Annotated in this window: 19 protein-coding genes and 2 pseudogenes; 7 read left to right on the top strand and 14 right to left on the bottom strand. The window is 58.0% G+C overall.

The window, feature by feature from the left end; translation table 11 throughout:
• The first annotated feature begins 226 nt into the window (after nucleotides 1–226).
• Nucleotides 227–834, top strand: a pseudogene (locus GS614_RS10045) (transposase).
• Between the two features lie 235 nt (nucleotides 835–1,069).
• Complete coding sequence (gene aspT / locus GS614_RS10050; protein ID WP_171726167.1) at nucleotides 1,070–2,770, top strand: aspartate-alanine antiporter; 1,701 nt, start codon at nucleotides 1,070–1,072, stop codon at nucleotides 2,768–2,770.
• 117 nt (nucleotides 2,771–2,887) lie between these two features.
• On the opposite strand, the gene GS614_RS10055 is transcribed toward aspT, so the two are convergent.
• The 13 genes and pseudogenes from GS614_RS10055 to GS614_RS10115 form a co-directional block, all read right to left on the bottom strand.
• On the bottom strand, nucleotides 2,888–4,519 hold the full coding sequence (locus GS614_RS10055; RefSeq protein WP_171726168.1) for a bifunctional aspartate transaminase/aspartate 4-decarboxylase: 1,632 nt from the start codon (nucleotides 4,517–4,519) through the stop codon (nucleotides 2,888–2,890).
• Nucleotides 4,520–4,774: 255 nt separating this feature from the next.
• Nucleotides 4,775–5,032: pseudogene (locus GS614_RS10060) on the bottom strand (transposase); the annotation flags it as partial.
• A gap of 81 nt (nucleotides 5,033–5,113) precedes the next feature.
• On the bottom strand, nucleotides 5,114–5,875 hold the full coding sequence (locus tag GS614_RS10065) for a Phenylacetic acid catabolic protein (RefSeq protein ID WP_152460127.1): 762 nt from the start codon (nucleotides 5,873–5,875) through the stop codon (nucleotides 5,114–5,116).
• A gap of 13 nt (nucleotides 5,876–5,888) precedes the next feature.
• On the bottom strand, nucleotides 5,889–6,962 hold the full coding sequence (gene paaE / locus GS614_RS10070) for a 1,2-phenylacetyl-CoA epoxidase subunit PaaE (protein WP_171363207.1): 1,074 nt from the start codon (nucleotides 6,960–6,962) through the stop codon (nucleotides 5,889–5,891).
• A 13-nt stretch (nucleotides 6,963–6,975) separates the two neighbouring features.
• Complete coding sequence (paaD, locus tag GS614_RS10075; protein ID WP_171229245.1) at nucleotides 6,976–7,434, bottom strand: 1,2-phenylacetyl-CoA epoxidase subunit PaaD; 459 nt, start codon at nucleotides 7,432–7,434, stop codon at nucleotides 6,976–6,978.
• A 6-nt stretch (nucleotides 7,435–7,440) separates the two neighbouring features.
• The gene (gene paaC / locus GS614_RS10080; protein WP_171726169.1) at nucleotides 7,441–8,199 is read right to left on the bottom strand and encodes a 1,2-phenylacetyl-CoA epoxidase subunit PaaC; all 759 of its coding nucleotides are present in this window, start codon (nucleotides 8,197–8,199) and stop codon (nucleotides 7,441–7,443) included.
• Complete coding sequence (paaB, locus tag GS614_RS10085) at nucleotides 8,199–8,483, bottom strand: 1,2-phenylacetyl-CoA epoxidase subunit PaaB (RefSeq protein ID WP_171118424.1); 285 nt, start codon at nucleotides 8,481–8,483, stop codon at nucleotides 8,199–8,201. Before paaB ends, paaC begins: the two co-directional genes overlap by 1 nt.
• Nucleotides 8,484–8,506: 23 nt before the next feature.
• On the bottom strand, nucleotides 8,507–9,484 hold the full coding sequence (paaA, locus tag GS614_RS10090; protein ID WP_171118422.1) for a 1,2-phenylacetyl-CoA epoxidase subunit PaaA: 978 nt from the start codon (nucleotides 9,482–9,484) through the stop codon (nucleotides 8,507–8,509).
• Nucleotides 9,485–9,499: 15 nt separating this feature from the next.
• Nucleotides 9,500–10,702 (bottom strand): 3-oxoadipyl-CoA thiolase, encoded by a 1,203-nt coding sequence (pcaF, locus tag GS614_RS10095; protein WP_171726170.1) that lies wholly within the window; start codon nucleotides 10,700–10,702, stop codon nucleotides 9,500–9,502.
• Between the two features lie 234 nt (nucleotides 10,703–10,936).
• On the bottom strand, nucleotides 10,937–11,752 hold the full coding sequence (locus tag GS614_RS10100) for a PaaX family transcriptional regulator C-terminal domain-containing protein (protein ID WP_171118418.1): 816 nt from the start codon (nucleotides 11,750–11,752) through the stop codon (nucleotides 10,937–10,939).
• Nucleotides 11,753–11,842: 90 nt separating this feature from the next.
• Nucleotides 11,843–12,952, bottom strand: a complete 1,110-nt coding sequence (locus tag GS614_RS22445) for a sterol desaturase family protein (protein ID WP_171726171.1) — start codon at nucleotides 12,950–12,952, stop codon at nucleotides 11,843–11,845.
• Nucleotides 12,953–13,050: 98 nt separating this feature from the next.
• Nucleotides 13,051–13,263 (bottom strand): hypothetical protein, encoded by a 213-nt coding sequence (locus GS614_RS10110; protein ID WP_171205953.1) that lies wholly within the window; start codon nucleotides 13,261–13,263, stop codon nucleotides 13,051–13,053.
• Nucleotides 13,264–13,298: 35 nt separating this feature from the next.
• The gene (locus GS614_RS10115) at nucleotides 13,299–14,264 is read right to left on the bottom strand and encodes an NAD(P)-dependent oxidoreductase (protein WP_171726172.1); all 966 of its coding nucleotides are present in this window, start codon (nucleotides 14,262–14,264) and stop codon (nucleotides 13,299–13,301) included.
• A 132-nt stretch (nucleotides 14,265–14,396) separates the two neighbouring features.
• On the opposite strand from GS614_RS10115, the gene GS614_RS10120 reads away from it, so the two are divergent.
• Nucleotides 14,397–15,272: a LysR family transcriptional regulator gene (locus GS614_RS10120; protein ID WP_171726173.1), complete on the top strand. Its 876-nt coding sequence runs from the start codon at nucleotides 14,397–14,399 to the stop codon at nucleotides 15,270–15,272.
• Between the two features lie 44 nt (nucleotides 15,273–15,316).
• Here GS614_RS10120 and GS614_RS10125 read toward each other — a convergent pair whose 3' ends face one another.
• Nucleotides 15,317–16,222: a LysR family transcriptional regulator gene (locus tag GS614_RS10125; RefSeq protein ID WP_216601146.1), complete on the bottom strand. Its 906-nt coding sequence runs from the start codon at nucleotides 16,220–16,222 to the stop codon at nucleotides 15,317–15,319.
• Nucleotides 16,223–16,311: 89 nt separating this feature from the next.
• Here GS614_RS10125 and GS614_RS10130 point away from each other — a divergent pair, with 89 nt between their 5' ends.
• The 4 genes from GS614_RS10130 to GS614_RS10145 are packed head-to-tail and all read left to right on the top strand — an operon-like array spanning nucleotide 16,312 to nucleotide 21,921.
• Nucleotides 16,312–17,487, top strand: coding sequence for a pyridoxal phosphate-dependent aminotransferase (locus GS614_RS10130; protein ID WP_171726175.1), 1,176 nt, complete (start codon nucleotides 16,312–16,314; stop codon nucleotides 17,485–17,487).
• On the top strand, nucleotides 17,484–18,686 hold the full coding sequence (locus GS614_RS10135; protein ID WP_171614977.1) for an acyl-CoA dehydrogenase: 1,203 nt from the start codon (nucleotides 17,484–17,486) through the stop codon (nucleotides 18,684–18,686). Before GS614_RS10130 ends, GS614_RS10135 begins: the two co-directional genes overlap by 4 nt.
• 11 nt (nucleotides 18,687–18,697) lie before the next feature.
• On the top strand, nucleotides 18,698–20,887 hold the full coding sequence (locus tag GS614_RS10140; RefSeq protein ID WP_171726176.1) for a thiamine pyrophosphate-dependent enzyme: 2,190 nt from the start codon (nucleotides 18,698–18,700) through the stop codon (nucleotides 20,885–20,887).
• Nucleotides 20,884–21,921, top strand: coding sequence for an ACP S-malonyltransferase (locus GS614_RS10145; RefSeq protein WP_171726177.1), 1,038 nt, complete (start codon nucleotides 20,884–20,886; stop codon nucleotides 21,919–21,921). Before GS614_RS10140 ends, GS614_RS10145 begins: the two co-directional genes overlap by 4 nt.
• The last annotated feature ends 41 nt before the right edge of the window (nucleotides 21,922–21,962 follow it).

The raw sequence follows: 21,962 nt of genomic DNA on the forward strand, positions 1-21,962 counted from the left end.
TCGCCCGCCAGCGCCCGAAACCATCATACCAATAGATCGCAGGCCGACAATGCACTAACAATCAATTTGGACCAGTCAGATGAGGCTGCTCAACAGAGCGGATCAACTCCCAGACCGAAAAAATCGGCAGCTACTTCATATATGATGCCATGAAGCATCCGTATTCACTGCGCGGCACGGTTCACGGCTTGAAAAACGAAGCGGTAACACGCGTTATTTTTTCTGGTTGACCGGCGCGCAGATCGGTAGGCATGCCCCCTTCTTCGTGAAGTCGCACGGCAACCCTCGGGTTGATGACAAACCGGTGTTACGCGGGATTATCTTCATCAACTGCAATGTTTCGCGGTGGCGCGATACTCCCGAGGAATACAGAGCTCACAAGACGCTTAACAGCCGGTGGAAGCATTGGTGCAAGAAAGGTAACTTCACCTGAATGTTGGCCGAGCTGGTTGCCGGGCACGGCGAAAGGAAGACCTCGATCCCCTGCCGGGCAATGGACGCGACTTATCTCATCGCACACGACACCGAGACCAGTATGGCCGAAAAAAGGGGGGCGTGGCCGCCTGATCGGGCGCACCAAGGGCGGCATGAATACCAAGCTGATGCCCGCCTGCGATGGCCAGGGTCGCCCGCTCAACCTGTTCGTGACCGCCGGGAGCGACAGTGATTGCATCGACGCCCGGGCTCTGCTCAGTAGCATCCCAAATGTGGATTGGCTGCTTGGGGAACGTGGCCGTGATGCCAGTCAAGGAAGACAAGCGCCGCAACTGCATCGAGACTATGTTTGGCGGGCTTAAGAATTGGAGGCGTGCGGCAACCCGCCATCACCGTTGATCCGGGGTCTTCCAATCAGCGACCGCACTCAAAGAAACCGTCATCCACTGACTGGGAATCCTCGCCCAAGTATATTAGCTCTTTTTCGAAACCTTTCCGCCGGAATAGAGATGCGAAGCGCTGTGCTCTTAAATCCTCGCGCTACGTCAGTCACGTAGTTTTTTTTGTTTTCAATATAGTTAGTCACTGTATCTTGATCGGAACGACCCTGAAGAGAGACGCAGGAGATTTCAAAATGGAATTGATTTCTGAGCAGCTTCGTACCTTCCCGATTATGGCGCTGTTTCTTTGTCTGGGCTTAGGTTACGGCGTTGGAAAGTTCAGGGTCGGCAAGTTCGAACTTGGTGGCATCGCCGGAACCCTTTTGGTGGCCGTTCTTGTAGGTCAAATCGGGGGCATTAACCTAAGCACCGATGTCCAGAATATTTTCTTCTCTCTCTTCATTTTTATGGTCGGCTATAATGGTGGCCCTCAATTTTTTGCAGCTCTGAACCGAACCGCACTTACCAAGTTACTGGCTGCATTTATGATGACTGTCTGGGGACTTTTCTTTGTGGTGGTGGTCGCCCGTTTGGCTGGGTTGGACAAAGGGTTGGCCGCCGGGCTGGCCGCAGGAGGGCTTACGCAATCCGCAATCATTGGTACCGCTGGAAATGCCATCGACCTACTTGGGCTGGCCGCTGACGAAGCGGAAAAGCTCAAAACCAACATCGCCGTGGGATATTCAGTCACTTACATCTTCGGCTCGATCGGGCCAATTTTGGCGGTGAGTGTTATTCCAATCATAATGCGCGTGGATCTGCGTAGAGAGGCGATTAAGCTGGCCCAAAAACTCAGCGGGGGTGGCCGCAAACTGGAAGAAGGCGAGTTCCTCCCAATGAACCGCTTTAACGCCCGTGCCTATCAGGTAGGTTCCGACGCCTCGATCGCAGGAAAGTCAGTTAAATCCATCGAAAACACTTACGACGGCGACCTGATCGTCGAGAAACTTCTGCATGAAGGTGCGCCGTTAGATCCAAAACCGGACATGATTATCAGCCCAGGAGACGTCATCGTTGTATCGGGGCTTGTTACAACCCTGACCCGGTTCGAAGGTAGTGCAAGCGGAGAAATTGGTGAGTACCCACCTGAATTGACGGTGGTGGAAGAACGTCGAAATGTTGTTGTCACTAATCGGAAACTGACAGGTAAAACTCTTGCCGAATTGCGCGAAGCCCTAACAGCCGATCAACGACGCGGCGTTCACATCTCAAAAATTACCCGAATGGGTCACGAAGTGCCGGTGCTGCAAAATACAGAAATTCATGCAGGCGATGAGATCTGCATCGTCGGCCACAAAGACGACTTGAACCGTGCGGCAAAAGAGGCGGGATATGTACCGCCATTGGCGTCGGCCACAAATTTCATCGCGCTGGGGATTGGTGTGGCAATTGGCTATTTGATTGGCGAAATTAGCTTCGTGATCGCTGGAACCAAAGTGTCGCTCGGCTCGGGCCTTGGGTGCCTCGTGACAGGGTTGATAATCGGGTATTTGCGTATTCGCCGACCCAAGATCGGCGGGATCAACCATGGGGCCGCAAATTTTCTGCAGAGTTTCGGATTGGCGGTATTCGTCGGGGTTGTTGGTTTGAATGCCGGTAAGCCTGCTCTGGAAGCAATTCAACAGTACGGCGTTACCCTGCTTCTGTTGGGAGTCCTGGTTACAATGATGCCAATGATTGTTCAATTCCCAATTAACTACTATGTCTTGCGCATCAAAAACCCGGTCGAAGCCTGCGCGGTTGTTACCGGGTCCCGGTCCGGGAACCCGGGGTTTGCAACGTTGCTTGAAAAGGCAGGGAACTCCACCCCTACGCCAGCGTTTACTATGACCTATGCGGTTGCAAATATCTTTTTGACGCTCTGGGGCCCGCTCGTTGTGGCGTTTGTACCGTAAGTCGCTTCAGAATTACCTCAACTTTCGAACGCGACCATGTGGCATGCGGCTAGGGCATGACCCGCTGAGAAGACAGGCTGATAGTTTGGGTCGCCTGCGTCCTCAGCGGCCATGTCTTTAACCGTGCAACGGCAATCCTTTTGACGCGCGATAAGCCTGCACATATCCAACGGCCACAGCCCGTACAGCACGACCGATCTGGCGATAGGCGCTGTCGTCCAAATTGGCGAAAGACACGCGTGCAGACCAGTTGGGCGCATCAAAACCGGACCCGTTCAACAGCACGATCCCGTGGTCCTGTGCCAGTTTGAACGAGATATCCAACGGGTGAACGTTTTCCTTGATCCATTCAACCACATCTTCGCCGACGTATTTCCGCAGCCAGAACTCAAAATCTATGATGCCATAATACTTGTCAAACAACGGGTTGTCGGCGACTTCAACGCCCAATCCGTCGACCAGTTCATCAAAACGGTGCTTCAAGATACCCCAACAGAATTTCTGATAAACTTTCTCTTGGTCCATCAATTCAACAAGCGAGAATAATGTCATCATCACTTGTTGTGGCACCGACAGACCCGCAGTGTGATTTAGTGCGACATCCCGGCTGTCGGCGACAATCCGATCAATGAACTTGAACGAGGACGGGTCGGGGGTCAGCGATTCATACCGGGCGTTCACCACAGCTTTGGTCTCGTCCGGTGCCTCAGCAATCATCTTGTCGAAGATGTTGTTCTCGGCCACCAGAATTGCGCCCAGACGCCAGCCCGTGCAACCGAAATACTTCGAGTAGGAGTAAACCCCGATCGTGTTTTCAGGAAGATGCCCCATCACCGATTGAAAGTCAGGTACGAAGGTGCCGTAGACATCATCTGTCAATATGATCAGGTCAGGACGGCGGGTTTTAACGAAGTCCACAAGTCGGGTCATGACTTCGGGGCTGATCGCGACAGAGGATGGATTCCCTGGGTTGACCAAGAACAGCGCTTTGACTTTGGGATCGGCCAACAGTTCAAAATCGTTGTCGTTAAGTTGAAAATGATCTTCTTCAGCAGAAGACACATCCACAGTATTCAACCCGTAATCTTCAAGCACTGGCATCTCCAGATAAGGCGTGAAGATCGGCGTGCCCAATGCAATTGTGTCGCCTGCATTAAGCAACCGCTGGTTCTTGAGCGCCTTGAAAATATAGCACATTGCAGCAGTTCCGCCCTCTACTGCGTAGATATCGAACTTTGCGTCGGGCCGATGGCCTGCGCACATTGCCCACATCACGTATTCGTGGACGATCGCCTCATTGTGTTCCAAGCACCTGTCCGGCATCGGGTAGTGGTCGCCAATGATACCGTCGGTCAATTCGAGTACGAAATCGTCTGCTGTGAAACCAAATTTTTCAATCGCCAAGTCCACCACGGCCACCAAAGTATCTGCGCCTGGAGGACCGTTTTTTTTCGACGTGTCGGCGCAGTATGCCTTGAGCCGTTCGTAACATCCCGGCCCTTGTGGCATACCGGCTAGTCCAACTTGTGGTTCATTGCGATGTCGCTGTGCCTCGGTCATCGCGAACTGACCCAAAAGGAAGAACGCCTCTCTCGCCTTGGTAGCGATCCAATTCGGGTTGCCGCGCCCTGCGTTCAAATATGGCAGCGCCATTTGGCGCGACTCACTCTGCGCCAGCTTTATGAGTTCGTCTTTGATCTGGAAAGGACTTAGGTTCTCGAACTTATGCAGGTCCAGCGTTTCTGCCATGGCATCAAACCTTTGCGTTAGAACAATCGAAAGAATTCAACCGGATCGTATGCAAGGTGATGTGCAAATGTAAACAGAACTATCAGAATGGAGCGACCGACGAAAAGAAAACCATGAACTTCAAAACAGGCTCTGGGGTCGCGATTCCTAACCAGTAAACGACTGTTGCTGCGGGTGCGATCGCTGATTGGAAGATCCTGGAACAGGTCGCGCTTATTGCCCAACAGGGCGGCACGCCAATGATGCCACGATAGGGATCATCACAGTCTTCTTCTCGCCCTGCCCGGCAACAAGGCCGGCCAGCATTCCGGCGAAGATACCTTTCTCGCACCAACGCTTTCTCCGGCTGTAAAGCGAGTTGTGCGCTCTGTATTTCTCGGGAACGTCGCGCCACCGCGAACCATTGCGATTGATGAAGATAGTCCCGCTTAATACCCCTTTGTCATCAGCCAGAGGCTTGCCAAGCGACCCTGCTAAGAAGGGGGCGAGCCTGGCCTCCTGCTCGTCAGTCAACCAGAAAGGATCACGCGTGTCACCGCTCTGTTTTCTAGGACGTGTACCCTGAAGTACCTTGAAATTGGATGCATCGTGGCACTATGAGGGTGATTTCAAACCCAACTGTTTCAGAGCTTCGTCCGCTGACCGAGCCCAACGTTCCCGAAGGGCAGCGTTGGTGCTATGGCGCAAACCAAGTGATCTCAGATGCTCAAATCGGTTCGGGTCATCCCTCCCGAAAGACACTGCTACGCGTGGCCACCAATAGTCCACAGCGTCTTGCATGTCTTGCGACGCTCCGTTTTCAACCAGCTTCACAGCGCCTTCCAACGCCAGTTCGCCGTGATGCGCCTCGATCGGTGCGATCTGCCGGAAAGCCTCGGCCAGTGGCTGGTAAGAGACGGTCGAGAACTCCGCCAGTTGCTCTGCCACGGCACGGCTCATCAGCAGGTTCATGACGACGGCATCAGTCCAACCGGAAATCGGATAATTGAACACCGCAAGCCGCATGTCATGTTCACTGCGGGTCGCGCCGATATCCGCTTTTCGATCCAACCGGGCAGTCCACGGGTGATGCGTGGCATAACGATCCGTGTCGGCGCCGAACTCACCCATGATTTTCAGAACCCGATCCGCATGGTCCGTCTTTTCCAACACGATCTTCGCCGCCGCGATGCGTTCCTTTATGCCGGGGCCCTGGTTGATGACATCAGCAAAGCCTGCGGCACCTGCGAGTTCGCTGTCTACAAACGTAGCCATCAGTTTCATCAGCTCGGCGCGGTAACGCGGCGGTACGTTGGTCGGATTGGTCAGCACTCCGCCTGCGGCCAGATAGCTGTCAAGTGTCATGGCGTCGGTCATTGATCCTCTCCCTTTACTGGTCGTAGTCCACGACCACGCGGTCGGTCACCGGGTAAGCCTGACAACTCAGCACGTAACCTTTTTCGACCTCGTAATCTTCCAGCGCGTGATTGGCGAGCATCTCGACTTCGCCCTCAAGAACACGGCAGCGGCAGGTTGAACAGACCCCGGCCTTGCAGGCGTAAGGTGCGTCCATGGCGTTTTCCAGGGCGGCATCCAGAATGGACTGATCCTTCGGCAAGGTGACGGTCTGCGTCGCGCCGTCCAGTGTGATCGAAGCACTGGTCTGGTTTGCCTGCGTGCCTGCGTCGGCGGCGTCTGTCTTGCGCCTGGCCCGACCCGGCTGGGCGCTTGCGAAGAGTTCGAACTTGATCTGGCTGTCCTCAAGTCCGTGTTCCCGCAGAGCGGCGGCAATACCCAGCATCATCGGCTCTGGTCCGCAGATGAATGCGGTGTCTGCATTCTTGACATCGATCCAGTGCTTGAACAGCTCGCGGCATTTTTCCTGCGTTACCAGACCGGTAAACAGGTCAATCTCCTGCGCGTCGGTTTCCAGAATGTGGATGACGTTCAGCCGGCCCATATAGAGGTTTTTCAGATCCTCCAGTTCCTCGCGGAACATGATCGTGTTGATGCCCTTGTTGGCATAGATCAGCGTAAATCGGGATTTGGGTTCGCGCGCCAATGTGGTTTTGAGGATCGACAGAACAGGCGTGATCCCCGATCCGCCGGCGAAGCCAAGGTATTGTTTTTCCGCATCCGCATCGATGGGTACATGGAAATTGCCCATGGGCGGCATCGCCTGCACGACGTCACCTATGTTGAGCTCTTCATTTGCCCAGCTTGAGAATGCGCCACCCTCGACACGTTTTATGCCAACCTGAAGAACACCGTCATCCTTGCCGGCACAGATGGAGTAGGAGCGGCGTAGTTCTTCACCGTCGAATTCGCGCCGGAACGTCAGGTACTGGCCGGCGGCGAAGTCGAACTGTTCCGCTGCGCCGTTAACGGGCTCAAGCGTAACGACAACCGCATCGCGGATGGTTTTGTGGATGTCGGTGACTTTCAGGTCGTGAAAACGTGCCATCCGGTGCTCCTCCTCAGATGCACTTGAAATAGTCAAAGGGTTCCAGACAGTCCGCGCAGCGCCAATGGGCCTTGCACGGGGTCGAGCCGAACTGGCTGACCTTTTCGACTGCTTTGCTGCCGCAATGGGGGCAGCGATCCGGGCCGCCCGCGGGTTGCGGCGGCGCAATGCCATAATCTTCCAGCTTGGCGCGGCCTTTTTCGCTGAGCCAATCGGTGGTCCAGGCGGGTGAAATGCTGGTTTCTATGAGCAGATCCCCGATGCCGTGATCGCGCAGGGCGGTTTCGATATCCATACTGATGATGGATGTCGCCGGACAACCGGAATACGTTGGCGTGACGGTTACGACCAGCGTGTCAGCGTCCCAGCGCACATCGCGCACGATGCCCAAATCCACGACGGAAATCACCGGGATTTCTGGATCGGGCACGGCATCCAGCCAGCTCCATATCTGGTCAGTCGAGACCCGCATCCGCTTTTACCACTTTGCTCCGGGATAGGCGCGTTGCAGCCATTGCATCTGAGTCAGCAGATGGCCCAGATGTTCGGTATGCATGCGCCCGTCGCGGCCACCTTTATGGGCAAAACGGCTTTCCGGAATGGTCAGCGTCGCCTGATTGAGGACCCGCTCAACCAGAGCGTCGTATTCCTCTCGCAAATCCGCCGGGTTCGGCGCGATCCCTGCGGCGACCATCTGGGCGTCCACCTCGTCGCTGGCAAACATCTCGCCCACATAGGGCCACAGGTAATCCAGTGCGTCCTGCATCCGTACATGGCTTTCCTCGGTTCCGTCGCCAAGCCCGACAACCGTGTCGCCCGAACGTTCCAGATGGTAGGTCACTTCCTTGCTGGCCTTGGCGGCGATTGCCGCGACCCGCTCGTCCGAGGAAGCCATCAGGCGCCCCAGCATGATCGAGTGCCACGCATCGAACAGGAATTGACGCATCAGCGTACGGCCGAAATCGCCGTTCGGCACCTCGACCAGCAACACGTTGCGGAAATCCCAGGCGTCGCGCAGGAAGGCCAGATCGTCGGCGCTTTTGCCACCATCCGCCTCTCCGGCAAGGCCCAGCCACATTTGGGTCTGACCAATCAGGTCCAGCGCAGTGTTGGCCAGCGCTATGTCTTCTTCCAGAACCGGCGCATGGCCGCACCACTCACTGACACGATGGCCGAGGATCAGGGTGTTGTCCCCCATCCGCAGCAGGAATTGCAGAAATGCCTCGTCCCGGGTCATCACATTGCCCCCACTTCATCGGGAATGTCGAAGAAAGTCGGGTGGCGGTAAACTTTGCTTTGGCTCGGTTCGTACAGCGGGCCTTTGTCGCTGGGCGACGACGCCGAGATGTTGTTGGCTTCGACCACCCAGATCGAGACGCCTTCGTTGCGGCGGGTGTAGACATCGCGCGCGTTCTTGATTGCCATTTCCGCGTCAGGGGCATGTAGCGAACCGACATGTCGGTGGCTCATCCCATGCTGACCGCGGATGAAGATTTCCCACAGGGGCCATTCGGTATTCATCGGGTATCCTCCTCAGGGTAAGCTTATTCAGCAGCCAGATTGCCGGCCTGTTTCTTGCGGGCGTGGGCCAGCAGCCCGTCACGGACCCACTTGCCGTCGTCCCATGCCTTGTTGCGCGCGGCCAGCCGATCCACGTTGCACGGGCCGTTGCCTTTGATCACGTCAAAGAATTCCGACCAGTCGGGTTCGGTAAAGTCGTAATGCCCCCGCTCTTCGTTCCACTTCAGATCCGGATCAGGGATTGTCAGACCCAGATATTCAGCCTGCGGCACGGTCTGGTCGACGAATTTCTGGCGCAGCTCATCATTGGTGTTGATCTTTATCTTCCACGCCATCGACTGGGCCGAATGCACCGAGTCCTTGTCGGAGGGGCCGAACATCATCAGTGACGGGTACCAGAAGCGGTTCATCGCATCCTGCGCCATCTTGCGTTGCTCGGGCGTACCTTCGGCCATTTTGCGAATGGCATCGTAACCCTGGCGCTGGTGAAAGCTTTCTTCCTTGCAGATGCGGATCATGGCGCGCGAATACGGCCCGTAGGACGTTCTTTGCAGCGGCACCTGGTTCATGATCGCCGCCCCGTCAACCAGCCACCCGACGGCACCGATATCGGCCCAGTTCAAGGTCGGGTAATTGAAGATCGACGAATATTTCATGCGGCCATCCAGCAGCATCTCGGTCAGTTCATCGCGGCTGACACCCAACGTTTCGGCGGCACAATACAGGTAAAGACCGTGCCCGGCCTCGTCCTGCACCTTGGCGAGAAGGATCGCCTTCCGCTCCAGCGTCGGCGCGCGCGTGATCCAGTTGCCTTCGGGCAATTGGCCCACAATCTCGGAATGAGCGTGCTGTCCAATCTGACGGATCAGCGTCTTCCGATACCCGTGCGGCATCCAGTCCTTTGGCTCGATCTTGATATCCGCGTCGATCCGCGCCTGGAATTCAGCAAGCTTGTCCGGATCTTCATTCGACGCTTCGGATTCTACCATCTGAGCATACATGTCCCGTCTCCTCCGTTACACGCGTTCAAGTATAAGGGCCGCACCCTGCCCGACACCCACACACATGGTGCACAGGGCATAGCGCCCGCCGGTACGTTTCAATTGATAGGCCGCGGTCAGCACAAGACGCGCACCGCTCATGCCAAGGGGATGGCCCAGCGCTATTGCGCCACCGTTGGGGTTCACGTGGGGCGCGTCGTCGGGAAGACCCAGCTCGCGCAAAGTGGCAAGGCCCTGAGACGCAAACGCCTCGTTCAGTTCGATCACGTCCATCTGATCCACGCTCAGCCCTGCCCGGGCCAACACCTTGCGGCTGGCCGGCACCGGGCCGATGCCCATCACACGTGGCGCAACACCCGCAACCGACATGCCAACCACACGGGCCATCGGGGTCAGGCCGTTCTTGGCTGCTGCGGCCTCATTCGCCATCAGGATCGCCGCCGCGCCATCATTCACACCGGACGCATTTCCCGCCGTCACGGTTTTGTCGGGCCCGTTCACACCTTTCAGACCCGCGAGTTTTTCTGCCGTAGTTCCCGGGCGCGGGTGCTCGTCCGTATCAACGACAATCGGATCGCCCTTGCGCTGGGGAACCGAAACCGGGGTGATTTCATCCTTGAACACCCCAACCGCATGCGCGGCGGCCCAGCGGGACTGGCTGCGCGCGGCAAAGGCATCCTGGTCTTCCCGGCTGATACCATAATCTTCGGCGACATTGTCGGCCGTTTGCGGCATGGAATCGACGCCGTATGCCTGCTTCATCTTCGGGTTCACGAAACGCCATCCGATCGTGGTGTCGTAAACCGCGTTGCTGCGAGTGAACGCCGAGCTTGCCTTGGGCATGACGAACGGCGCGCGTGACATGCTTTCCACGCCACCAGCAATGACCAAATCATAGTCGCCCGCCTTGATGCCGCGCGCCGCCATTCCCACGGCATCCATGCCGCTGGCACACAGACGGTTCACCGTCGTTCCCGGCACATCAATCGGTAAACCCGCCAACAGCGCCGCCATACGCGCAACGTTTCGGTTGCTCTCGCCCGCCTGATTGGCATCGCCATAGATCACGTCGTCAACACTGGCCCAGTCGACCTGAGGGTTGCGCGCCTTCAATGCCGCCAACGGCAGAGCAGCCAGATCATCTGTGCGGACCGACGAAAGCGCTCCTCCGTAGCGTCCGATCGGAGTGCGCGTCGCGTCACAAATGAAAGCGTCCATCTTAGAGTACTCCTGTTCCCACGGAACAATATCAACCGTCTGGTCGGTTAATAAATCTTCCCCTGATTCGATGCAAGTCTTATGTTACTCAATCTTCTCATGTATCGCACATCTTGTAACATTAAAGGTGACTGCTGACCAAAGAGGTTTTCTTGACTGCAAAAAAGACGACGCAGCCCTTCTTAACAATGGCAGGACATCCAGCAGCTCGCCCGAACTTTGCCCCGCTGTGGGTCAGTCCATCAGCTCGGCTTCCAAGCTCGATAGCGAGGGGCGCGGCAGCCTGTCCAACAAGTGTGAGACAGCTTCTCTGCACGCGGCGCCTTTCCAGTCGTCCGGCAGGAAAACCGGTGGCAGGCTTGGGTGGCGCAGAACGATACGTCGCCAGGCATGCACCACCAGTACGCGCAGAACCGCCGACCGCATCGGATCGCCCGCCCCCTCTGCGGGCAAAAGCCGCTCAACAACCTGAATGGCATCCCAGAACTGATCATAGGCGGTTTTCAACGGCTCCGGCCCGCACAGGTCGCGAAGCCAGTTCGGGACGGACATCGTGTCGCTCTCGAATCCCAGAAGCTCTTCAAGATCATGCGGCATCGGCCCGGGCGCCATGGCCGTGGACGCATTCAGCGAGAAGTAATCCCCTGTCAGCATCAGGTCCGACAATTCCTTTCGGGAACTTTCCGAGTTGCTGGCGATGAGGACATGCCAGATATCCGGCATGTTCGGGTCGCGGGAATAGATACGCGGTGCGGCTGCAACGCTTTGACGGCGGCCAAAGCTGGTCAGCCTGTGCACACTGTTCCGACCGACCCGCGTGCTTTCAATCCAGCCTTCCTTGCGCAACCGATGCAACGCAACACGCGTGGCCTCGGCCCTGATCCCCGCCAGACGCGTAAGCGCGGTGATGAGTGATCCGCTGATCTGATCTGATCCATCCTGCGCCAGATCGCCGAAAATCGTGACCAGAACAGACCACACCCGCTGGGTGCTTGTCGTGGTCAGCCGGCTGACACAGGTTTCAAACCAGTCTGGAGCGGTATCTTTCATTTGCCCAGTATAATCGGGCTCGAAGGAAATGCCATCCGGCCCCGCGCGCCCAGTTTCGTTCAGGGTCAGGATTTCGCCAACGGGGTCGGTTCAGTCAAGCGTCGTCGGGCAAGACAAACGATCGACCGAGGCAGCGCCATCTGCGCGCGCGTCGCGTTGCCTGCCGCTCTGTTTGGCGTGCATGTCACGTTTGCGGTTGCGAGTCCGTTTCGTGGCCTCTTCCGAGCCATCATGATAGGTTCCGAACCACTTGTCCCAGGGCATTTCCGCGTTGCCGTAATTGCATTCGTAATACCGGTGATGCAATTGGTGGAAAAACGCCCCGATCAACAACGCCTGACGGTCGCGCGCCCAGATGGCCTCGTACCCGGAATGAGACGAGGCGGCACCCAACATCAGCCAATACCCCAGAAAGATCATGTGCACCGGGTTGCTGGGCAGTACCAGCACGATCAGGATGGCACTGAGGTACCCCAAAGCCTCGACCGGATGCATCGACATGCCCGACCATGGGCCGGTGTTGACGTTGCGATGATGCACGGCGTGAACATGTCTGTAGATGAATGGCTGGTGCAGAAACAGATGCACAACGTAGAAATGAAAGCTCTGCCAGATCGCCAGGATCGGAAACAGCAGCACGAACCAGACCGGATGTACAGCGAAGCTGAGCGTGGCGATGTAATTGTTGGCGTACATCCAGCGCAGAAAGCACTCCAGCATCGACAGGAATGTCGCGCCAAAGACCATCGAATGGTAGATGTTGTCCCAGGTCTGATAGCCGAACTTGTACAAAGCGTTCTTGCGCTTCATGTAAGGCCGTGGGTCGTATTTCAGCAGCTTTCCCTGCCCGTCAACGCCGTAGAACCACATGTGCAGACCACCGGCGACGATCAACAGCAGCACCCAGTTCCGAATGAATACCCATGACATCCAGCCCGGGGCAAACGAGGCCTGCCCGGCATCGACGGGTTGTACCCAGAAGGCCACAAGGAAGGCCAAGGCCAGAAAGATCGAGCGGTCCGAGAACTGAAGCCAGTTCTGCCAAACCCATTTCGCCAGGACGCCGATTTTCGGCGGCCAGTTCCAGTACGGGGCGTATTTCACCGGCAAGTCCGGGTGCCAATGCCATTCGCGGCTCATGGGGCCGCGCTCGGGGTTTGCCTTGGTGGTGTCCTGAGGGTTCGCGTCTTGGGTCGTCACGTGATTGTCCTTTCCTGAATAAAGTCGCCTTTTTCAGGACCAGGCCGGAGGCGGCTCGTAAGGATATTTGCGTGATGGCCGGCGATACATGATGTGACCTATTCGTGGAACGGGCGGTGGTTATCGAGCGCCTTGCGCAACCTGCCCCGCCCATCCGGTTTCTTGCGGACACCGGCAGCGGAAAGCGAACCGTTCCCCTCAGAAACGGCGGCACGAAAAACGGCCAGACGTTCCAGCCGATTTGCTTCAGGCGTGGTGCAGGATCCCCCCATGTCGGCGAATGTAACGGCGCAAGAATGATGATCCGCCATACTATAGATCCGTTTCCTGCCCGCCGCGCACCGCCCTATTCGGCGGCCTTCAGGTCAGATCCTTGCGGGATCACTTCGTAACCGGGCTCTTCGGGTTCATCGTCCAGCATTTCCGATGGGAACCCCGGCGCGCGAATATCCAGCCCGGTTTTGTCTTCGAGCCGGCGGATGATGTTGGGGGAAAACTCACGAGGGCCGTATTTCTCGATCCCGTCCCTGAAAATCTCGATCATCAGCGGATTGATCTCCAGCGGCACCCCGGCGCGATCCGCCACCTCCTGAAACAGGCCGATATCCTTCAACACCAGGTCCATCGTGAACGAGATATCGCGAGATCCGTTGAGGATAACCTGGCTTTCGGTTTCATGCACGAAGGATGTCCCCGAACTGATCTTCATTGCCTCATACGCCGTGTTCAAATCCATTCCGGCGGCCTTGGCGACGACAAGCGCCTCTGAACAGGTGATCAGGTTTGCGGTGGCCAGATAGTTGGTCAGCACTTTCAGCACCGAAGCAGATCCCAGTTCGCCTGTGTGCAGAATGCGACGCCCCATCGTGGTCAGAAAGGGCAGAATACGTTCGAACGTGGCGCGATCACATCCGGCAAAAATCGAAATGTTGCCGGTATCCGCCCGATGACACCCGCCCGAAACCGGACAATCGACAGCAGCGCCACCGCGTTCCTTCACCATCGCACCCAGACGCTTGACCTCTGCTTCATCCGTGGTGGACATCTCCATCCAGATTTTGCCCGCGGTCACTTCGGGCAGCATGTCCTGCATCACAGCGTCCGAAGCCGCCGGAGAAGGCAGGCAGGTGATCACCGCATCACAATCCCGCATCAGTTGTGCCGGATTCTCGGCAGCCTTTGCCCCGCGGTCGACGAAACCTGACACCAGGTCAGAGTTCAGATCATGTACGGTCAAATCAACGCCATTGCGCAGCAAACTGCCACTGAGTTTCCCGCCGACATTTCCAAGGCCGATAAATCCAACTTTCATACCTGCGTTCCCTTTCCGGTGGCCAATCAGAGGACCAGCGCTGTTTTTCCCTGATGAAATCTACGGGCGTTGAATGCAGCATGTAAAACGAATAAATATCGCCAGTATCCATAAAATTTTTTGGTGCTGGAAATGTCAAAATCGCCCAATCTGGTCTGGCTGCGGTCTTTTGACTGTGCCGCACGGCATATGAGCTTTACTGCTGCGGCAGAAGAGCTTGGCATCACACAGACGGCCTTGAGCCTGCACGTCCGCTCATTGGAAGCACAGCTGGGCTGCCCTTTGTTCTTTCGTGCCGCGCGCAACCTCAGCCTGACAGAGGTCGGGCAGGCGTATGCGTTTTCAGTTCGGCGTGCCTTGGGCGATATCGACCTGTCAACCGCAAGCCTGTTTGGCTCCAGTCACAAGCACGAGCTGGTCGTGCGCGCGCCGATTTCCACGGCCAGCTTGTTCCTTGCCGGCAGATTGCCCGAGTTTTCACGCGCACACCCGGGTGTATCGATCAGGTTGGTTTCAAATATCTGGGCAGAATCCGCGGGCAGGGAAAACGTCGATGTCGAGCTGCGTTTGGGAAACGGGGAATGGAACGACGGGCCGTTCAGCAAGATCTCGGATGAGCGTATCGTTCCGGTTGCAGCCGGATCACGAGATCGGAAATGGCCTTCGACGGAAGAACTGCTGGTCAAACCCCAGATACAGATTTTGGGATTTCAGGACATGTGGCACCGGTATTTTTCCGCTTTCGGCACAGAATATTCTCCTGCGGCGTCTTGCTTCACCGTGGACACGACAATTGCCGCCGTGGACATCGTGGCGGAAGGTGGAGGTTACGCAGTAATCCTTGAGCGCTTTGCCAGAACCGCAATCAAGGCCGGAAGGTCCATCGCGATTGTCGGGGACGCCGTTCCAATCGAACAGAGCCATTTCCTTGTCGATGGTCAGAGATCAAACGCGAACTCTGCTGCAAAACAGATGTTTGAAACCTGGCTCAAACAGATTTTCGCCTGAGATGTGCCTGCGGGCAATGAGTTCGATCTTCTGTATTTGACCAGTTACCCGCGTGCCCGCGTCTGCTTGCTGATCCAGTTTGCAAAAACTTGAACGGCGTCGTTCTTCTGACCTGTTGGCGTCGCGATGTAATAGGCGCTGTTCGACGTGTTGGCGATCTGGCCGATTTCGGTCAGAACGCCGGACGCCAGCTCTTCTTCAATCAAATACGAGGGCAGAATGGCGGCACCCAAACCGACGACGGCGGCCTCGATCAGCATCGAGAACTGATCAAACCGCATCCCCGGAAAAACCGCTCCCGGATCCAGCCCGATCTGAAAGTGATAGGTAGACCACAGCTCGGGGCGCGAGGTCAGATGCAAAAGCGGCAACTCGAAGGTTTGCGCGCGGGTGTCAAGCCTGTGACGTCTCAGCAGCGCGGGTGCTGCCGTGACCACCAGAAGCTCGGGGAACAACCTGCGCAATTGCGCGCCCGGCCAATCCTCCTGCCCGAAATGGATGGCCAGATCCATACGTCGTTCTTCAAGGCTGAAAGGCGTCGTGTAAGAGTGCAGATCCAGTTCGATCCCGGGATGACGCGTTTTAAAATCCGGCAGGCGCGGCACCAGCCACCGTGTCGCAAAGGTGGGCAGGACGGCCAGGGTCAAAAGCGACGCACCGTCTCCGGCTGCAATCGCACGGTTGATCGTACCACTGAGACGTTCAAGATCACCTGCCAGCTCGTCCCGCAAGGCCCGCCCCGCTTTGGAAAGGCGCACTGCGCGTCCAACCCGCCGAAACAGCGTAACGCCAATCGCGGCCTCAAGCTCTCGGACCTGGCGGCTGATCGCGCTTTGCGTCACGCCAAGCTCTTCGGCCGCCATGGTATAGCTTTCATGGCGCGCGGCGGCTTCGAAACTGCGCATAAGGGCCAGCGATGGCAGTGAGTTGATCCGGGGCATGGAATTCATGAGTTTTAGTCACTGAAAAGATACTCATTGGCGTATTTTTCTCAAGTGACTTTGTGGCTAAAACCGAACCCGTTTGCAGAGGAAGGTTCATGGTGTTCCAGCGCGCTGACCGGTTGAACGGTATCGAATTGTCGGAAATTGTCCAGATCTCAGAGGCCGCCGCCCGCCTGCGCGCCCAAGGGCGTGATATTCTGGCGCTGTCAACCGGCGAACCGGACCTGCCGACGCCGCCCCATGTGGTCGAAGCTGCGCATTCAGCGGCACTGGAGGGCAAAACCAGGTACCCGCCCACTGCGGGTGTGCCTGAACTGCGCACGGAAATTGCCCGACAGGCAGGTGCCGAGATGGCTCAGGTCATCGTATCAACAGGCGCGAAACAGGTGATCGCAAATGCGATGCTGGCCAGCCTGAACCCCGGCGACGAGGTCATCATGCCCGCCCCCTATTGGACCAGCTATTCCGATATTGTCCGGATGGCAGGTGGGGTGCCGGTGGTTCTGCCCTGCCCGATGGAGCAGGGCTTCAAACTGCTGCCTGAACAATTGCAAGCCGCCATCACACCGCGCACGCGCTGGCTTATGCTGAACTCACCCTCGAACCCGTCGGGCGCGATTTACTTGAAGGAAGAAATTGCGGGGCTGGCAAAAGTGCTGGAGCGTCACTCGCAGGTCTGGGTTCTGGCCGATGAGATTTATCGCCATCTCAGCTTTGCACCTTTCACGTCCGCGGCCGAAGCCGCCCCAGCGCTGACCCATCGCATGCTGATCGTCAACGGTGCGGCCAAGGCGTGGTCGATGACCGGATGGCGCATCGGCTGGGGGATCGGACCGTCCGATCTGATAAGCGCCATGGTCGCTGTTCAGGGTCAGGTCACATCGGGGGCATGCTCGATCTCGCAATGGGCGTCGCTGGCCGCCATCACTTGCGACCCCGAGTTGCTGGAGGAGCGTCGCGCCCTCTTTGCCGCGCGCCGCGATCTGGTCGTCGACGGGTTGAACGCAGTACCCGGGCTGCGCTGTTCCACCCCGGACGGGGCGTTTTACGCCTTTCCGTCCTGCACTGGCCTGTTGAAGGAACAAGGCGGACCATTTGACAGCGACGCGGAATTCTGCACGTGGTTGCTGGAAGATGCCGGCGTTGCCCTGGTGCCCGGCCGCGCCTTTGGGATGCCGGGCCATCTTCGCCTGTCATTCGCATATGCTGAAGATACAATTGCAGCGGGCCTTGCGCGTCTGAAAACCGCTGTGGAAAGGAAACTTGCATGAAACCTCAATCCGCCCCGCACCTTGGCCCCTTCACCTGGGACGATCCGTTCCTGCTGGAAGACCAGTTGGCCGAAGACGAACGCATGGTTCGTGATGCTGCGCATGCCTACGCGCAGGACAAGCTGCTGCCTCGGGTAACTGCCGCGTTTGCCAATGAAGAAACCGACCCGGCCATCTTTCGCGAGATGGGTGAGATGGGTTTGCTGGGAACAACCATTCCCGAGGAATACGGCGGTATTGGGTCCAGCTATGTGACCTATGGTCTGGTCGCGCGCGAGGTCGAGCGTGTGGACAGCGGCTATCGTTCGATGATGTCGGTGCAGTCCAGCCTGGTGATGTATCCGATCTACGCTTACGGCACCGAAGAGCAGCGCCAGAAGTACCTGCCCAAACTGGCAACCGGCGAATTTATCGGCTGCTTCGGGCTGACGGAACCCGATGCCGGTTCGGACCCCGGCTCGATGAAGACTGTCGCGAAGAAAACCGAGGGCGGCTATTTGCTGAACGGGTCGAAAATGTGGATTTCGAACGCCCCGATCGCCGATGTGTTCGTCGTTTGGGCTAAATCCGAGGCGCATGGCGGCAAGATCAAGGGCTTTGTCCTGGACAAGGGAACGGCTGGATTGTCGGCGCCCAAGATCGAAGGCAAGCTGTCCTTGCGCGCCTCGATCACCGGTGAGATCGTGATGAACAATGTCGAGGTCGGCGAGGACGCCCTGCTGCCCAATGTCGAAGGTTTGAAAGGCCCGTTCGGCTGTCTGAACCGTGCGCGTTACGGCATTGCCTGGGGGTCGATGGGCGCCGCCGAGGCGTGCTGGCACGCGGCCCGGCAATATGGGCTTGACCGCAAACAGTTCGGCCGTCCACTGGCGCAGACACAACTGTTCCAGCTGAAGCTTGCCAACATGCAGACCGAAATCACGCTGGGCCTGCAAGCCGCGTTGCGCGTGGGTCGCCTGATGGACGAAGCCCGCGCCGCGCCCGAGATGGTCAGCCTGATCAAACGGAACAATTGCGGCAAGGCCCTTGAGATCGCCCGCCATGCCCGCGACATGCATGGTGGCAACGGGATCAGTCAGGACTTCCACGTGATCCGCCACATGGTGAACCTTGAAACCGTCAACACCTATGAAGGCACCCATGATGTGCATGCCCTGATCCTGGGCCGTGCGCAGACAGGTCTGCAAGCCTTCGCCTAAGGACATCTGACATGGATCGCGCCGCAATCGTGCATGACAATTTCCTGCGCCGTGTTGCGGCGCGGGACTTTCCCGAAGGGTCCGCACCGGCCGGGCCGCTGAGCGGTCATGAAGCCGTCGCGCTTTACAGGGCGCAATGCCTGAGCCGCGCGCTGGACCGGCAAAGCCGCGCGATGCAGAAGGCGGGCCAGGGCTTCTATACGATCGGGTCATCCGGGCATGAGGGCATGGCGGCCGTTGCCGCGGCCCTGCGCCAGACCGATCCGGCCTTTCTGCACTACCGCGATGCGGCCTTTCAGATTGCCCGCGCGGATCAGGTGCCGGGCCAAAGCCCGACATGGGATATTCTGCTGTCCTTTGCCTCGTCTTCCGAGGATCCGATCAGTGGCGGGCGTCACAAGGTTCTGGGATCGAAAGCGCTGTGCATTCCGCCGCAGACCTCGACCATCGCCAGCCATCTGCCGAAGGCGGTCGGCGCGGCATATGCCGTCGCGGCTGCACGGCGTCATCGCCCTGAACATGCAGACATGCCCGAGGATGCCATCGTCTATTGCTCGTTCGGGGATGCCTCGGCCAACCACTCCACCGCACAGGGCGCGTTCAACACGGCGCAGTGGACGTCCTTTCAATCTGTGCCTCTGCCCCTTCTGTTCTGCTGCGAAGACAACGGGATCGGTATCTCGACCAAAACGCCGAAAGGCTGGATCGCGGCCACATTCGCCAACCGTCCGGGCCTGAAGTATTTCTCGTGCGACGGGTTGGATCTGTTCGACACCTATCGCGTTGCGCAACAGGCGGCCGACTATGTGCGCAGCCGCAGGAAACCTGCTTTCCTACATGTTCGGACTGTTCGCCTGTACGGTCACGCCGGGGCCGATATGCCAACCACCTATATGCCAAAAGCCGAGGTTGAGGCCGAAGAAGCCAACGACCCGCTGCTGCATTCCGTGCGCCTGTTGGATCAGTTCGGCGCGATGAGCCCGGAACAGGCGCTGAGCGTCTACAATGATACCTGCGCCCGGGTCGCCCGCGTGGCCGAACAGGCCATCACGCGCCCTCGCCTGCAAAACGCAAAAGAGGTGATGGCCAGCCTGATCCCGCCGACACGCCCCTGCGCGCCGACCAATGGCCCAACACCCGAGCGTCGGGCCGAGGTGTTCGGCGGCGATCTCAAGGCCCATTCCGAACCGCAGATCCTGTCGCGATTGATCAACTGGGCACTGACAGATCTGATGCTGGAACTTGGCGAGATCGTCATGATGGGCGAAGATGTCGGGCGCAAGGGCGGCGTTTACGGCGTGACCCAAAAGCTGCAAACACGGTTTGGCCCTGACCGGATGATCGACACGTTGCTGGACGAACAGTCGATCCTGGGCCTTGCGATCGGCATGGCTCAGAACGGGTTCACGCCAATACCGGAAATCCAGTTTCTGGCCTATCTTCACAATGCCGAGGATCAGCTGCGAGGTGAGGCCGCCACCCTGCCCTTTTTCTCGAATGGTCAATACACCAACCCGATGGTCGTGCGCATTGCCGGACTGGGGTATCAAAAAGGGTTTGGCGGACATTTCCACAATGACAACTCGGTCGCTGTATTGCGCGACATTCCGGGCCTGATCCTGGCCTGCCCGTCGAACGGTGCCGACGCCGCGCGGATGCTGCGTGAATGCGTGCGCCTGGCGCGTGAAGAACAGCGGCTGGTCGTTTTCCTCGAACCCATCGCCCTCTACCCGATGCGGGACCTGCACGAGGCCGGAGATGGCGGCTGGATGCAAACCTATCCCGACCCTTCTGAAAAGATCGGCTTCGGCGAGGTGGGCGTGGATGGTGACGGCGACGATCTGGCCATCGTCACCTTTGGAAACGGCGTCTATCTCAGCCATCAGGCGCGCGCGGCCTTGCTGGCCGACGGGATCAAGACACGGATCATCGATATGCGCTGGTTGTCCCCTTTGCCCAAAGCGGCACTGACACAGGCCGTGACCGGGGCCGAACGCATCCTGATCGTCGACGAAACCCGCCACCATGGCGGCGTGGCCGAAGCTCTGATGGCGCATTTTCATGAAACAAGCGATGTGCCGCTGGCCCGCATCACCGCAGAAGACAGCTTTATCGCAACAGGCCCGGCCTATGCTGCGACCATGCCATCGAAGGACAGTATCGAAGCCGCCGCGCGATCCTTGATGGAGGCCGGCACATGAGTTCCGCCAAACAGACTGCCGTCGTCATCTGCCCTGGCCGCGGTACTTACAACAGACCCGAACTGGGTGTCTTGGGCCGGCAATTCAGCGACAAGGCCCTGTTGCGACGCTTTGATGACATGCGGCGCGCGCAGGGGCAAGACACGCTCAGCGAACTGGACGGTGCGGCCCGATATTCCATTGCCAAGCATACCCGCGGCGACAATGCATCTGCTTTGATCTATGCCGCGACTTTGGGCGATTTCCGCGCCATCAATCCTGACAAAATCGAAGTGGTTGCGGTGACGGGAAATTCGATGGGCTGGTATTCGGCACTGGCCTGCGGCGGTGCGCTGTCCGCCGAAGGAGGGTTCGAGGTGGTCAACACCATGGGCACTCTGATGCAGGAAAACATGATCGGTGGACAATTGATCTATCCTTTCATGGATTCCGACTGGCATCCTGACCAGGCCCGCAAGGCAGAGCTGCTTGCCTTGGTGGATGACATTGACCGAACCGATGCAACGCTGACCCTGTCGATTGATCTGGGCGGCATGTTGGTGCTTGCAGGCGACGACGCCGGTCTGGCCGCGTTCGAAAAGGCGGTACCGGTGGTCCAGGAACGTTTTCCCATGCGATTGGCCAACCATGCCGGGTTCCATTCGCATCTTCAGGCTCCGGTTTCGGCGCAGGGCCGCACACAACTGAGCGCTGGCCTGTTCCGGCAGCCGGACCTGCCCCTGATCGACGGGCGTGGCCGGATATGGTGGCCCGGAGCATGCGACCCGAATGCGCTTTGGGATTACACCCTGGGCCATCAAGTGACCGAAACTTATGATTTCACCCATGCCGTCGCACAGGCCGCGCATGAGTTCGCACCGGATCTTTTCGTTGTTACGGGTCCCGGCACCACGCTGGGCGGTGCCGTCGCGCAAAGCCTGATCCTGACCAATTGGTCCGGACTGTCGGACAAGTCGACATTTCAGTCTCGCCAAAGAAACAGCCCGATTCTGTGTTCGATGGGCATGGATGATCAAAGGAAACAGGTGACATGAACCTGCGGGCCGCCGGTCAGCCTCAGAGCCGGCGCGCCGGG

The sequence above is a fragment of the Ruegeria sp. HKCCD6604 genome, from assembly GCF_013110635.1.
Taxonomy (GTDB): Bacteria; Pseudomonadota; Alphaproteobacteria; order Rhodobacterales; family Rhodobacteraceae; genus Ruegeria.

What these genes read in the sequence shown, in the direction of transcription:
- aspT (WP_171726167.1), top strand. Translation starts at nt 1,070, where the DNA reads ATGGAATTGATTTCTGAGCAGCTTCGTACCTTCCCGATTATGGCGCTG.
- GS614_RS10055 (WP_171726168.1), bottom strand. Translation starts at nt 4,519, where the DNA reads ATGGCAGAAACGCTGGACCTGCATAAGTTCGAGAACCTAAGTCCTTTC.
- GS614_RS10065 (WP_152460127.1), bottom strand. Translation starts at nt 5,875, where the DNA reads ATGACCGACGCCATGACACTTGACAGCTATCTGGCCGCAGGCGGAGTG.
- paaE (WP_171363207.1), bottom strand. Translation starts at nt 6,962, where the DNA reads ATGGCACGTTTTCACGACCTGAAAGTCACCGACATCCACAAAACCATC.
- paaD (WP_171229245.1), bottom strand. Translation starts at nt 7,434, where the DNA reads ATGCGGGTCTCGACTGACCAGATATGGAGCTGGCTGGATGCCGTGCCC.
- paaC (WP_171726169.1), bottom strand. Translation starts at nt 8,199, where the DNA reads ATGACCCGGGACGAGGCATTTCTGCAATTCCTGCTGCGGATGGGGGAC.
- paaB (WP_171118424.1), bottom strand. Translation starts at nt 8,483, where the DNA reads ATGAATACCGAATGGCCCCTGTGGGAAATCTTCATCCGCGGTCAGCAT.
- paaA (WP_171118422.1), bottom strand. Translation starts at nt 9,484, where the DNA reads ATGTATGCTCAGATGGTAGAATCCGAAGCGTCGAATGAAGATCCGGAC.
- pcaF (WP_171726170.1), bottom strand. Translation starts at nt 10,702, where the DNA reads ATGGACGCTTTCATTTGTGACGCGACGCGCACTCCGATCGGACGCTAC.
- GS614_RS10100 (WP_171118418.1), bottom strand. Translation starts at nt 11,752, where the DNA reads ATGAAAGATACCGCTCCAGACTGGTTTGAAACCTGTGTCAGCCGGCTG.
- GS614_RS10110 (WP_171205953.1), bottom strand. Translation starts at nt 13,263, where the DNA reads ATGGCGGATCATCATTCTTGCGCCGTTACATTCGCCGACATGGGGGGA.
- GS614_RS10115 (WP_171726172.1), bottom strand. Translation starts at nt 14,264, where the DNA reads ATGAAAGTTGGATTTATCGGCCTTGGAAATGTCGGCGGGAAACTCAGT.
- GS614_RS10120 (WP_171726173.1), top strand. Translation starts at nt 14,397, where the DNA reads ATGTCAAAATCGCCCAATCTGGTCTGGCTGCGGTCTTTTGACTGTGCC.
- GS614_RS10125 (WP_216601146.1), bottom strand. Translation starts at nt 16,222, where the DNA reads ATGAATTCCATGCCCCGGATCAACTCACTGCCATCGCTGGCCCTTATG.
- GS614_RS10130 (WP_171726175.1), top strand. Translation starts at nt 16,312, where the DNA reads ATGGTGTTCCAGCGCGCTGACCGGTTGAACGGTATCGAATTGTCGGAA.
- GS614_RS10135 (WP_171614977.1), top strand. Translation starts at nt 17,484, where the DNA reads ATGAAACCTCAATCCGCCCCGCACCTTGGCCCCTTCACCTGGGACGAT.
- GS614_RS10140 (WP_171726176.1), top strand. Translation starts at nt 18,698, where the DNA reads ATGGATCGCGCCGCAATCGTGCATGACAATTTCCTGCGCCGTGTTGCG.
- GS614_RS10145 (WP_171726177.1), top strand. Translation starts at nt 20,884, where the DNA reads ATGAGTTCCGCCAAACAGACTGCCGTCGTCATCTGCCCTGGCCGCGGT.